Source organism: Neobacillus rhizophilus, assembly GCF_018343535.1.
GTDB lineage: Bacteria > Bacillota > Bacilli > Bacillales > Cytobacillaceae > Neobacillus > Neobacillus rhizophilus.
Genome location: NZ_JAGYPF010000001.1, coordinates 1,409,000 through 1,421,995 on the forward strand (window position 1 = coordinate 1,409,000; position 12,996 = coordinate 1,421,995).

At 38.2% G+C, this 12,996-nt stretch carries 11 protein-coding genes; 1 reads left to right on the plus strand and 10 read right to left on the minus strand.

Annotated elements, in window-relative coordinates:
- Positions 1 to 23: 23 nt before the first annotated feature.
- The 5 genes from pepF to spxA all read right to left on the minus strand — a co-directional run bounded on the left by pepF (position 24) and on the right by spxA (position 6,344).
- The gene (gene pepF, locus KHA99_RS06645) at positions 24 to 1,847 is read right to left on the minus strand and encodes an oligoendopeptidase F (RefSeq protein ID WP_213116602.1); all 1,824 of its coding nucleotides are present in this window, start codon (positions 1,845 to 1,847) and stop codon (positions 24 to 26) included.
- 126 nt (positions 1,848 to 1,973) lie between these two features.
- Positions 1,974 to 3,155, minus strand: coding sequence for a competence protein CoiA (locus KHA99_RS06650; protein WP_213116603.1), 1,182 nt, complete (start codon positions 3,153 to 3,155; stop codon positions 1,974 to 1,976).
- A 105-nt stretch (positions 3,156 to 3,260) separates the two neighbouring features.
- A complete protein-coding gene (gene cls / locus KHA99_RS06655; protein ID WP_213116928.1) occupies positions 3,261 to 4,772 on the minus strand; it encodes a cardiolipin synthase in 1,512 nt (503 codons plus the stop codon).
- Positions 4,773 to 4,929: 157 nt separating this feature from the next.
- The gene (gene mecA / locus KHA99_RS06660) at positions 4,930 to 5,601 is read right to left on the minus strand and encodes an adaptor protein MecA (RefSeq protein WP_213116604.1); all 672 of its coding nucleotides are present in this window, start codon (positions 5,599 to 5,601) and stop codon (positions 4,930 to 4,932) included.
- A gap of 347 nt (positions 5,602 to 5,948) precedes the next feature.
- Entirely contained in the window at positions 5,949 to 6,344 is a 396-nt protein-coding gene (gene spxA / locus KHA99_RS06665) for a transcriptional regulator SpxA (RefSeq protein WP_042455300.1), read from the minus strand.
- A 563-nt stretch (positions 6,345 to 6,907) separates the two neighbouring features.
- On the opposite strand from spxA, the gene KHA99_RS06670 reads away from it, so the two are divergent.
- Entirely contained in the window at positions 6,908 to 7,093 is a 186-nt protein-coding gene (locus KHA99_RS06670) for a hypothetical protein (RefSeq protein ID WP_213116605.1), read from the plus strand.
- 43 nt (positions 7,094 to 7,136) lie between these two features.
- Here the strand turns inward: KHA99_RS06670 and KHA99_RS06675 are convergent, their stop codons facing one another.
- From KHA99_RS06675 to KHA99_RS06695, 5 genes are all read right to left on the minus strand, one after another.
- Positions 7,137 to 8,078: an ABC transporter ATP-binding protein gene (locus KHA99_RS06675; RefSeq protein WP_213116606.1), complete on the minus strand. Its 942-nt coding sequence runs from the start codon at positions 8,076 to 8,078 to the stop codon at positions 7,137 to 7,139.
- Positions 8,079 to 9,122 (minus strand): ABC transporter ATP-binding protein, encoded by a 1,044-nt coding sequence (locus KHA99_RS06680; protein ID WP_213116607.1) that lies wholly within the window; start codon positions 9,120 to 9,122, stop codon positions 8,079 to 8,081.
- Positions 9,123 to 9,139: 17 nt separating this feature from the next.
- Entirely contained in the window at positions 9,140 to 10,168 is a 1,029-nt protein-coding gene (opp3C, locus tag KHA99_RS06685) for an oligopeptide ABC transporter permease (protein WP_213116608.1), read from the minus strand.
- Positions 10,169 to 11,098, minus strand: coding sequence for an oligopeptide ABC transporter permease (opp3b, locus tag KHA99_RS06690; protein ID WP_213116609.1), 930 nt, complete (start codon positions 11,096 to 11,098; stop codon positions 10,169 to 10,171).
- 110 nt (positions 11,099 to 11,208) lie between these two features.
- Positions 11,209 to 12,921, minus strand: a complete 1,713-nt coding sequence (locus KHA99_RS06695; protein ID WP_213116610.1) for a peptide ABC transporter substrate-binding protein — start codon at positions 12,919 to 12,921, stop codon at positions 11,209 to 11,211.
- Positions 12,922 to 12,996 lie beyond the last annotated feature (75 nt).

The following is a 12,996-nucleotide window of genomic DNA, read 5'->3' on the forward strand; positions in this document are numbered from 1 at the left end:
GCGACTATACCATCCCTCCTTCTTTATTTTTTTAGCAATAGTTGTTCTAATTCACCTAGTTTTTCTTCAAACACCTTGCAGGCATCCTTGATTGGCTCAGAGCTTGTCATATCCACTCCGGCTTTCTTTAATACTTCGATTGGATAATCGGAGCTTCCTGCACTGAGGAATTCAATATACCGTTTTACTGCTGGCTTGCCTTCCTCTAAAATCTGCTTGCTTAGTGCTGTGGCCGCGCTGAAGCCTGTCGCATATTGGTAGACATAATAGTTGTAATAGAAATGCGGGATGCGGGTCCATTCAAGGCCGATTTCCTCATCAATGACAATATCCTCTTCACCGAAGTACTTTTTATTTAATTCATAATAGGTTTTTGTTAATGTTTCAGCCGTTAATGCCTCATTATTCTGCGCCATCTGGTGGATTAAATGCTCGAATTCAGCAAACATCGTCTGACGGAATACCGTCCCTCTAAAGCCTTCCAAATAATGATTCAACAGATAAATCCTCTTTTGTTCATCATCAATTGTTTTTAACAAATAGTCGTTCAGCAGCGCCTCATTGCAGGTAGAAGCCACCTCGGCAACAAAAATCGAATAGTCCCCATATGGGAACGGCTGATTCTTCCGCGTATAGAAGCTGTGTACAGAGTGGCCAAACTCATGTGCTAAGGTGAATAAATTGTTTACGTTATCCTGCCAGTTCATCAGGATATATGGATGCGTTCCGTATGCTCCTGAGGAGTAAGCCCCGCTTCGCTTGCCCTTATTCTCATGGACATCCACCCAGCGGTTTTCAAAGCCTTCTTTTAGAATCTGGGCATACTCATCACCTAACGGAGCTAGCCCTTTTATAACAAGGTCTTTTGCTTCTTCATACTTAATTTCCATTTTCACATCTTTAACTAGTGGTGTGTACAAATCATACATATGAAGCTCCTGAACCCCTAATACTTGTTTGCGGAGCTTTACATAACGGTGCAGCAGATGCAGATTCTCATTAACGGTATTCACTAAGTTATCATAGACCGTTTCAGGAATATTATTAGCAGCAAGGGCTGAATGTCTTGCTGAGTCATAGTTCCGGACCCTAGCATTAAAATTATCCTTTTTTACATTACCGCCTAAGGTACTTGCGAATGTATTTTTAAACTGGCCATAGGTTTGATATACCCCTTTAAAAGCGTCATGCCTAACCCTCTGGTCTTCACTTTCAAGGAAACGGATATAACGGCCATGAGTAATTTCAACCTCGTTTCCATTTTCATCCTTAATGGACGGGAACTCCAAATCGGCATTATTCAGCATGCCGAATGTATTACTAGACGCATTCATTACTTCACTCGCCTCAGCAAGCAGAGCTTCCTGCTCCGCACTCAATACATGCGGCCGTTGCAAATTAATTTCTTCAAGAGAATGTTCATATAGCTTTAATTCCGTTTTTTCACTTAAAAAACCAGTTACTTTACTTTCGTCAATTGCTAGAATTTCCGGAACAATAAAGGCAAATTGGCTCGCTGCTTGAGAATAAAGATTCTTCATTCGATCATCCAAGCCCTGATAAAAAGAGTTTGTCGTATCTTGGTCATATCTCATATGTGAATATGTATAGAGCTTGCCGATTCTTTCAAAAAGCTGGTCCTGAAATTGAAGGGCTTTATAAAGCGTCTCTGCACTTTCTCCCAATTTTCCTTCGAACTGCTTAATTCCCGGAATTTGTGCCTTCACCTCTTGGAATTCTTTTTCCCATCCCTCATCACTTGCAAAAATATCCTCCAGCTTCCACGTATCTTCAACTGGAATTTCACTTCTTGCCGGGAGTGACTTTACAGCCGTTTCATTTGTCATGATTGATCCTCCATTTCCATTCGATAATCCAATTCCACTTTATTATATTCCATTTTTTCTTTATTTTTCCTCCTTTACGCTTATAAGCAGTAAAGCCTCTCCTATATTATGCCCTGTCATCTATTTTCATTTATTATTTTGATAAAATTTTGACTTTGCCTCATCCTTTTCTCGGTTTGATTGTGGAATCTTGATTTTTCGGTTTATTTCGCATAACCAGTCCCCTTTTCGAATTAAAACGCCCAATTCAATCAGCGTCCGGAAATATTCTATGACCGGTATCATCGGATTAATAGTTTCTAGTAAAGGAAAAGTTCGGATCGTAATATCTTTTTTTGAGATTCTTTTCTGCACCTGGTAATGTATATCCTGATACGAGATCAATGCTCCAGGATTTTTATCAGCTAGACAATCAAGGAATAAGTAGGTTTGCCATACAACTGGAGGGGTTTGAATGTAAACTGCATGAGGAACTGGCAGGCCTATTTCTGGTGGTAATAAAAAGAGATTTAATTTCCGCTGATAAATTTCATGGAGAAAGGGATTTTTTACGGCACCTGCATGAAGAACCCAACTAATTTGATAATTTTCTGCGGCTTCCTTCCACTTTAATAGGTTAATCTTCCATGCATCGGGCTTAGGATTGAGCAAATCCTCAAGTCGCAAACGATCAAGGGAATTGAATGATTGCTCCGCAAAAGCATTTTTAATGGAATACGGAGTAATAGAACTAATTAATTGGAAGGCTTTCTTTTCAGTAGAATAGCAGGGTATATACAATTGACCTGCCATGCCCGTTCGTAAAAATAAGTAATGAAAATTTGAAAAAGGAATGATGTAGCGGTTTTTTTGATGAATGTGATGGCTGGAGATAATCCATAGAGGAGTATAGTGGTGTTCAAGGTAGTTTTTTGTTCTTTTCCAAAATATCTCTTCTGATAGTGTGGAGCATTGAAACTCTAGGGCAAATCTCTGACCATTATGTTCAAACATGATATCGGGACGCTGTTGCATCTTCCGATCATAAAATTCGAGGATACAAGGAATTTTTTGCATGCATAGCCAATGATATAACTGAAGCTTTCCTTCAATATGATTGATGGACTCTGCTTCGTATACTTCGCAGCAGGTGCTTCCTTTTTTATGGGCAAAATGGAATATTCGCTGCTCACCAAGCTTTAATGAAACATTTTCCCCACAGACAGGACATATGAACTCCTCGGATTTTCTAAGGCTTAAAAGTGCTTCTTTCGAGTAACAATTTCCAAGCGAAATTTGTTTACCTGTTTTCGTCTGGGCTGTTAACAATCGGAATCCCCCTCCTTCTTTTCTTCTCCAATTCGACTAAACTTGCCAAAATTCCTTTACAAAAAAAATAAAACCCGCCGGTTTCGACGAGTTTTAACAAAATTTTCACAATAACGGTGAGAGCAGTCTTGCAGTGGATTCTAGCAACCGATACCCCAAATGCCGCTGTTGGAATGTTTTTAAATCTAATTGTATTGCAAATTCTAAATCGTTTAGGTATTCTGCAACAAGCTTTTGGGTACTTTTCGTCCGGAAAAGAAACGCATTTACCTCAAAATTCAAATGAAAGCTTCGCATATCCATATTAGAGGTTCCTATCGAAGCCAATTCCCCATCAACAATGACAATTTTGCTGTGCATAAACCCTCTTTCATATTCAAACACCTTTACTCCTGCCTCTAAAAGCTCAGGAAAATAGGATCTTGAAGCATGAAAGACAATCCGCTTATCCGGACGGTTTGGAACTAGAAGCCGTACATCAATTCCACTTAAGGCGGCTACTTTAATGGCGGAGAAAATATCCTCATCTGGTATAAAGTAAGGAGAAGCAATCCAGACTGATTTTCTTGCCGATCCAATCATGGAGAAAAATATATTCTTGATGACACTCCATTCGTTATCCGGGCCTCCTGCGATTAACTGAACACCGCCGTGGCTTTTATGGTCAATTTGTGGAGATAAGTATTCTGCCGTCAGAAAACTATGATTCGTCATATAATACCAATCCTGAAGAAAAATGAGCTGCAGAGTCCGCACTGCTTCGCCCCGAAGCATCAAATGGGTATCCCGCCAGAATCCAATATCCTTATTTCGTCCCAGATATTCATCGCCAATATTTAATCCGCCGACAAACCCAATATTCCCGTCTATGACAATTATTTTTCGGTGGTTGCGGAAATTAAACTTATTATTTAAAAAAGGCAATTTTACCGGCCCAAATGGAACAGTTTCTATTCCTGCATTCTTTAAATCATTGATATAAGCTTTTGAAAGCTTCCAGGACCCAACGGCATCATACATAAAACGAACCTTTACACCTTGATTCGCTTTTTCAATTAATATATTCTTTATTTCTTGACCAATCTGATCATGCCTAATAATATAATATTCCAGATGAATATGGTGCCTCGCCCTTTTTAGTTCCTCCATTATATGAGAAAAAGTTTCCTCACCGTTTGTTAAAACCTTGGTTGCTGTATCAAAGGATATTGGACTATTCCCCAGTTTTTGAGCGAGCATGAATAATTTGCCTTGATGCTCCCCCATTAACTGCAGCTTTTCTTCACTTCTTGGGTCATTTTCACCCTCAATAGTTAAAAAAGCCTGTTTATCAAGAAAATACTTTTTTCTAAACATCCGTTCCTTTCGATAATTCCTGCCAAAGAGAAGATAAAAAATAAACCCCACCAGCGGAAAGCTTCCAAGAACAACCAGCCATGTTATGGTTTGTGTAGGATGTCGGTTTTCCAGAAATATAACAAACCCGATAAAGATGACGGAAAGCGAAATCATTACACTTAGGAACCCTAAAATGCCACTCTCCAACTGATTTTTGAATGCAAAAAGAAGAATTGAAAGAACCAACAAAAATATGACAACCCGAACCGTATTCTTCAGTGTCCTCACCTGCTTTGAAACACCAATATTTAAAGTTAGATAAATGAAAACTCGCCGATTGGCGAGTCCGATAGGACGAAGACAGAGGCATAGTTGAATTTATAATTTCCTATCAGCTAAAATAATACCGATTTCAACTGTGAAATCGGTACCTTTTTTAGCTAAAATGGTTTCGAATAACTTCAAAAACATTCTCAGCAATTATTTCTTTACCGTACTCCTGAATTCGGTGAATCGTTAACTGTGTTTCATACCCATATTCCAGCAATACGCTTAAAACATCATCAATCTCATCTTCACCGAAAACATCTTCCGGGAATTCAGTATATAAGTAATACTTTCCTTCAAAGTGATATAGCGTTGTGACTAAGTTATCAAGACCCGGCCTTTTTGCCAAACTGATCACATCTTCAAAATCTCTAAATGCAAGAATAAACTCCAAATTATCTTCCTCAAGGAGGACTTCCTCATCATCTGAATAATTTGGATTAAAATGCTGATCTAAAAGTTCGTCAATCTTATCGTCAACAGGTAAATCCTTAATTTTATCATTAGGAATGGGAAGTTCAAATTTCTGGCCATCTTTAGAAAGCTGCGCTTTGGTCACAAGTACCTCTAAGCCTTTATCCAAGGCTTGAACCTGAATCCATAACGGACCTTCAACCACAAACTCTTCCTCTCCATGAACTTCATCCATCATTTCCCAAAAGAGTTCTTCACTTCGTTCACGATTGTACCAAATCTCTTCCCGATCAAAGCCTCTTTCTTCTATATCACCATAGGAAATATAAAATTTAACCGTATTTTCATTAATACGTTCAATCTCCATTTTAACCTCTCCCTTCCATTGTTCATATTGAAGGGACTAAATACCCCCAAGCAGATAACTCCCTTAGCATTCACTCTTAAAAAAAGTTTATTCAATGAAACTTTAAATAAAAAAGCAAATACTCTTGTACTTTCATTTTATGATAAAAGAACCAATAAGGGAAATAAAAAAGCGCAATTTCACAAAATCCGTAAATCCGCCCAATATCCAATACGAACAGTAGTCCAGTCAACATTCAGAGGGAAAATTTCCAATATAGATATTCCTTTAATAATAACAAAATTAAATAAAAATTTCAAACAATAAAAATGAAAAAAAGACCTTTATAAAAAAGGTCTTACTCTCAATTAATTTACCATCCGCTGTGCTTCTCGCAATTGATACGTTCTGACCTTTCTAGGCAGGAATCTGCGGATTTCATCTTCATTATATCCAACTTGCAAACGTTTTTCATCAATGATGATTGGGCGGCGAAGCAAACCTGGGTTTTCTTTAATTAATTTGAATAAATCCTGAAGAGGCATTGTATCCAAATTCACATCTAACTTTTGAAAGGTTTTAGATCTCGTTGAAATAATTTCATCCGTTCCATCTTCAGTCATACGTAGAATTTCTTTGATTTCTTCCATAGATAAAGGTTCAGAGAAAATATTTCTTTCCTTATATGGAATCTCATGCTCTTCTAACCATGACTTTGCTTTCCGACATGATGTACAGCTCGGTGAGGTGTATAGTGTTACCATCTGTGTTTCACACTCCTCTATTATTTGCAAATCTATCATATATCAATCCGAAATAAGGGAAATTAACACAATTCCAATGTATTACAGTTTATAAAATTAAAATTATTATAAATAAGGAATTTATATCACCCATTATACACTACAATATCGAAAAAAGGTATCCCTTTTTCAAAAATAATCACTATCAGAATCCCCCCTAAATTATAGGTCCTTTATTATATTAGACGAATAATTTCTGCAAAAGTTTCAAAAATTTTTTTATTTTTTTATTTTTTATTACTTTTCTTTGTTAATCATACTAAAATGTTCGTATCTTTATTTATGCTTTCTGAGGGTAATGCATTGTGAATTAAATCTCTTTTTAATAACAAATAACCTGCTAGGATTTTTTCTAAAAAATCCATTCTCAATTAAAATCACAAGATGAAAACGATATCAGTATTTAAATATAGCTTTTCAATAGTTTTTTATTTTTCTCTTTTCTTAAAGGCAAAGTTCTTTTACAATAGGTATAGTGAATAAAATAAAATCAATTCTTTGATTCATCAAATGGAGGGACAATCATGGCTGGATACATAACTGATTTAACAGTTGTTGCACTGTTAGTGATCGGGATTACAGCTTTTATGGGAGTCATCACAAACGGTATTGGTGAAAAGGTATTTGGCGGAAAACGCCGCAGCGAATTTGTCGACCAAAGTGCCAGATTTCAAACTGGCTGGAAAACCGTTGGCGGAAAGAAAAAGTAAAATAATAAAAAAACGATCTCGAAATTCGAGGTCGTTTTTTTTATTATTGTTTAGATTGTGCTTGATATTGTTTAAATTCTGTTTCTGAACAAAGGACAAAGTGTCCCGGCGTAACTTCTCGGAATTCAACCGGCTCATTGTCCTGATAATTATGAGTTGCCGGATCATATGTTTTACGTTTCCGTGTCCGCTCACTAATCGGATCAGGAGCAGGAATCGCAGATAATAATGATTGCGTGTATGGATGAAGCGGGTTTCGGTAAAGTTCATCTGCTGGTGCAAGCTCAACTATTTTCCCAAAATACATAACACCGATACGGTCGCTGATGTATTTTACCATTGACAAGTCATGTGCAATGAACAGATAGGTTAACCCTTTTTCATGCTGGAGCTTTTTCATTAGGTTTACAACCTGCGCTTGAATCGATACGTCCAATGCTGAAATAGGCTCATCCGCAATAATGAACTCCGGTTGAACTGCCAGAGCACGGGCAATCCCAATCCGCTGCCGCTGTCCGCCAGAAAATTCATGTGGATAACGATTAGCATGTTCCTTGTTCAATCCAACAGTTTCAAGCAATTCGTATACCTTTTCCATTCGCTCTTGTTTTGATTTAGCTAACCCGTGGATATCGATTCCCTCGGCAATAACATCCGCAATTTTCAAGCGAGGATTTAATGATGCATATGGATCTTGGAAAATCATTTGCATCTTACGGTTGAATTGTTTCAGTTCCTTCTTGGATTTATTTCCGTGAACATTAACACCATCATAAAGGACTTCTCCGCCTGTGGCATCGTATAGACGAATAATTGTCCGGCCTGTTGTAGATTTACCGCAGCCTGATTCACCCACAAGCCCCATTACCTCTCCTTTATAAATATCAAAAGAGACATTATCAACCGCTTTTACCTCATTAGGTTTGCCTTCATTAAAATACTGTTTTAAATTTTTTATTTCTAATAATTTTTTTCTTTCACTCATTTATTTTCCCACCTTTACACCAGGGAATTGACTTTGACGCCTTTTCACAGCCTCAGGCGGTTCCACCTTTGGAGCATCCGGATGCAATAGCCAAGTGGCTGCATAATGAGTGTCAGATACCTTAAAGAATGGCGGCTCCTGTTCTAGGTCGATTTTCATCACATAAGGGTTACGGGGTGCAAATGCATCACCCTTTGGCGGATCTAATAAATCAGGCGGTGTTCCCGGGATTGAGTATAATTCCTCATCATTTGTTTCCATATCCGGCATGGAGCTAATCAATCCCCATGTATATGGGTGTTTAGGATTATAGAAAATTTCATCAGCAGTCCCAACTTCTACGATTTTACCGCCATACATAACAGCGACTCGGTCAGCAACATTAGCTACAACGCCAAGGTCATGGGTAATAAAGATGATTGATGTATCAATTTTCTTTTGCAAATCCTTCATTAATTCCAGAATTTGAGCCTGGATTGTAACGTCCAAAGCCGTTGTTGGTTCATCTGCGATTAAAACTTTAGGATTACAAGCTAACGCAATAGCTATAACAACCCTTTGTCTCATCCCGCCCGAAAACTGATGCGGGTATTGATCAACACGAATTTCCGGCTTAGGAATACCAACCAGCCTTAAAAGTTCAACTGCTCTTTCTCTGGCGGCACCTTTAGACATGTTTTGGTGCTTAATCAGCGGTTCCATAATTTGATTTCCGATTTTCATTGTAGGGTTTAATGATGTCATCGGGTCTTGGAAAATCATCGAAATGTCTTTACCACGGATTTTTTGCATTTGCTTATCAGATAATTTGGTTAGGTCTTTGCCATCAAAAAGGACCTGGCCTCCTTTTATCTCGGAATTATGTTCTGGAAGAAGCCGCATAATGGATTTTGTGGTAACAGACTTACCAGAACCAGATTCCCCTACAATTGCCAGAGTTTCCCCTTTAAATAAATCAAAACTCACTCCGCGAATTGCTTTAACTTCCCCAGCAAAGGTGTGGAATGAAATATTTAAATCTTTTATTTGTAAAATTTTCTCCACTATAAATCACCCGCCTTCTAATCACGCATTTTTGGATCGAATGCATCTCGTAAACCATCTGCCACCAGATTGAAACAAACCATAATTAACGCAATCATGATCGATGGAATAATCATTTGATATGGAAAAGCAATCATTGAATGATAGCCGTCATTCACCAATGTCCCCAAGGACGCATTTGGCTCTTGCAGACCTAACCCAATAAAGCTTAGGAATGCTTCGAAGAAAATCGCATTCGGGATAGAGAACATTGTATTTATGATAATGACGCCAAACATGTTTGGAATCATATGTTTAAATATGATAGATCCATTTGAAGCGCCTAACGTTTTGGCAGCCAAAACAAATTCCTGATTTTTAAATTTTAATACCTGGGCACGGACCACACGGGCCATACTTGTCCAACCGGTAAGAGCGATTGCAATAATGATCGGAACAATACCCGGTTTTAACACAAGAATCATTAATACGACGACAATTAGGTTAGGAATCCCGACGATAATTTCCACTATCCTCTGCATGACGCTATCTACGCGCCCACCTAGGTAACCTGAAATCGCCCCATAGGTCACCCCTATCAGCATGTCCACTAGTGCTGCCATAAAAGCGATGAAAAGTGATATTTGAGTTCCTTTCCAAAGACGTGCAAAGAGATCCCGGCCAAGGCCATCTGTACCAAACCAATAGTACTCCTTTACCTCTCGGATCTCATAAGGGTTGTACTCCGTCCCATTCTTTCGCTTTAATGTCCCATCAAACGGGAGCCAGTGGATGTTTTCCAACCCTTGTATACGAGGTGGTAAGTTATTATTCTTTGTATTTTGCGTATCAAATTTATATGGTGTCAATAAAGGCCCGACAAACGCTAAAAAGATGACGATGACAATTATCACTAAACTTAGCACTGCACCTTTATTTTTTTTGACCCTTAGCCAAGAATCCTGCCAAAAGTTTAAGCTGGGCTTGGAAATTTTCTCACTTTTAGATGGATCTATATGGGCGGGCGCAAACATATCCTTCGAAATAGCTGTTTCTTTGTTTAACATTTAACTTTTCCCCCCCGAGATACGAATACGTGGGTCAATTATACCGTAAAGAATATCTACTACTAATATTATGACCACAAACAAAGCAGCAAATAAAATATTCGTTCCCATAATAACCGGATAGTCGTTTACCATAATCGCTTTAACAAATTGCTCACCAATACCTGGTATTCCAAAGATATTTTCAATAACGAGGGAACCTGTCATAAGCCCTACTGCTAAGGGGCCAAGAACTGTAACAACTGGAATTAAGGCATTTCTTAAAGCGTGTTTTACACTTATCTGCCAATAACTTGCGCCTTTTGCTTTTGCCAATGTAATGTATTCTGTACCCAAAACTTCCACCATTTCAGTCCGCATAAAACGTGCCGTAATCGAGATTGGGAACATCGCCAAAGCAATCGTTGGCATAATGGTATATTCCGGCCCTTTCCAAAACATTACAGGGAACCAACCAAGTTTGACTCCTAGGTAATACTGAAGCAATCCCGCAAAAATAAATGATGGGATTGATTTACCAACAACAGCAATAAATGTCGAACCGTAGTCCACCCATGTATTCTGCTTTAATGCGGCAACTACTCCTAAGACAATTCCTATTAAAGCACCTAAAATCATTGCCTGAATACCAAGTACAGCAGATGGACCAATTCGTATTTGAAGAAGTTTTGTAACCGGGGTATTATCAAATTGAAAGGAGACTCCTAAATCACCTTTAACCAAGTTCGCTATATAATGAACATATTGAATAGGCACAGGATCATTCAATCCATACTTTTCTTGCATGATATGAAGCTGTTGAGGCGTTAATTTTTCCGCACTATTAAAAGGAGTACCCGGTATAAGTTTCATGAGGAAAAAAGTAACAGAAGCTACAATGAATAAGGTCAATATCATATAGACAATTCGTTGCAAAAGATACTTTGCCATGCCTACACCTCCTATTAATGAAATATTCGACGTTTTTCGACAATTTAGATACAGGTGAAAAGAGAGTATATTTCGACAATATACTCTCTCCCCTATTTGGTTAATTATGATTACTTATTGGTTTCAACAATCTTAACATGTTGGAAATCCATGTCTGGGCTCATTGCATGAGTAACAAGACCTTTTACTTTCGGGTTAACTAAGATGTTAGCTGCACGTTGATACATCGGTACAATTGCTGCATCGTCTTCTAAAAGAACTTTCTCCGCATCATGAAGAGCTTTCCAGCGCTCATCAGCCTTCGCTCCCAAAGTGGTTTGGGCTGCTTTGACCAACTCATCATATTTTGCAGAGCTATAGCTCATGCGGTTATTTTGTCCGCCAGTTAAGAATAAATCCATATAAGTCATAGGGTCTGCGTAGTCAGGTCCCCATCCGGCAAATAATAAATCATAATCTTGTTTATTTTCACGGTCGATACGGATTTTGAACGGAACACTTTCAATATTGATTTTTAAACCAGGTAAGGTTTTCTCTAATTGGTCTTTTACGAACGCATCCGTTTTCTTAGAAGATTCAGTATCTTGACCTACATAAGTGAACGTTAATTCTTTTTGACCAAGCTCTTGAAGACCTTTTTCCCAAAACTTTTTGGCTTCCTCTTTATTCATTTTCATATAAGTGGCTGCGCCATCACGGAAATCCTTGCCATTATTAAAAGCAAATTCCTTTGGAACAATGTAATCTGCAGCAATAGAACCGTTAGCCAATACGTCTTTAACAAGGGCATTCTTATCAACTGTTAATGCAATAGCCTTACGAATATTTAAGTTCTGGAATGCAGGATTTTTTTGATTCATTTTTAGCCAGAATACTGATGGTTCTGTGTAAGTAAGCAATTCTTCAGATCCTTGATATTGTGAAAGAATAGCAGCTTGAGCAAGCTTAGGCGTAACGTCTACTTCCCCCGCTTCAAAAGCATTTGCAGAAGCTTGCGGGTCTTTTGAAACATTAAAGTTAACTTTCTTTAATGTAATATTTTTAGCATTCCAATAGGTGTCGTTTTTCTCTAACGCCCATTCAGTTGCTGTCGGGCCGTCCCATTTTGTCATTTTGAACGGACCATTAAAAAGAATGTGTGCAGCATCTGTCGCATATTTATCACCCTGTGCCTCAACATACTTTTGGTTTTGAGGGAAGAATGTATAAAACGCAAGGTACGATTCAATATATGGAAGCGGTCTTACTAAATCGATTTCAAGTGTATAGTCATCTAAAGCTTTAATACCTAAAGTTTTGATATCTTCAGGAGTAGCTTTTTCCCCTTTGGCGATGATTTCAGAAGCATTTTTAATTCTGTCTTCCATGAAATATGGACCATATTCAGAAGCAGTTTTTGGGTCAAGCGCACGCTGCCATCCAAATACGAAGTCATGTGCGGTTACAGGATCGCCATTAGACCATTTAGCATCTTTTCTCAACTTGATTGTAATTACAGTTTTATCTTCGTTATATTTTGGCATGCTCTCAGCTGCGGCTGGAACGATCTTTTGGTTTTCATCCAAGCGGAATAAACCTTCATTCACAGCATTCAACATGATGCCGCCCATGGTGTCTTGGTTTTTAGCACTATCCATTGTTGGAATTTCGGCTGACTCAAGAACATTTAGCGTTTGATCTGCCGCTAATTTTTCCTCTGTAGTTTTGGTTTTTCCTTCGTCCTTGCTTTTTTCCTCGTTCTTAGTACCACCAGAACAGGCTGCAAGGAACATGCTAAGTACTAGCGATAAAACTAGAAGTAGTGAAAGTTTTGATTTCTTCACTAGTAGACCTCCCTTTTCTATTATTCTGAAAAATTACTACATTCTCTATTATACATATTTTCATTCTCTTGTACA